Below are 518 nucleotides of genomic sequence, written 5' to 3'. Positions count from 1 at the left end.
TGCTGGTGCAATACTACGGGCTGGGCGAGGTCACCGGCGCGATCACCGTGCTGCGGCCCGAGGATCACACGCTGTCCGACGGCCCCGAGTCCCGCCCCGGCACCTGCGGGGTCGAGCGCACGGGCATCCAGATCACCATTCAGGACGACGAGGGGCGCATCCTGTCGCCCGGCGAGACGGGCGAGATCTGCGTGGTCGGCCCGGCGGTGTTCCCCGGTTATGACGATGACGCCGGCGCCAATGCCAAGAGCTTCCGCAACGGCTGGTTCCGCACCGGAGACCTCGGCCATACCGATCCGCAGGGGTTCCTGTATATCACCGGGCGCGCGTCCGACATGTACATCTCGGGCGGCTCGAACGTCTATCCGCGCGAGATCGAGGAAGTTCTGCTGACCTTCCCCGGCCTGTCCGAAGTCGCCATCCTCGGCGTGCCGGACCTGCGGTGGGGCGAGGTGGGCCTCTGTGTCTGCGTGGCCGAACCCGGCACCGCGCTGGCCGAAGAGGCGCTGCGCCAGCAT

General features: G+C 68.9%; 1 protein-coding gene. It reads left to right on the top strand.

What is annotated here, in order from left to right; all coding sequences use genetic code 11:
* Positions 1–518, top strand: a 518-nt coding sequence (locus tag BTA51_RS29855) for an AMP-binding protein (protein WP_141215751.1), incomplete at both ends; no start/stop codon positions are given.

The sequence above is a fragment of the Hahella sp. CCB-MM4 genome (assembly GCF_002260525.1).
Taxonomy (GTDB): Bacteria; Pseudomonadota; Gammaproteobacteria; order Pseudomonadales; family Oleiphilaceae; genus Hahella.
Note: the sequence above shows the minus strand (reverse complement) of the source record. Positions and strands in the feature narration are given on the sequence as shown.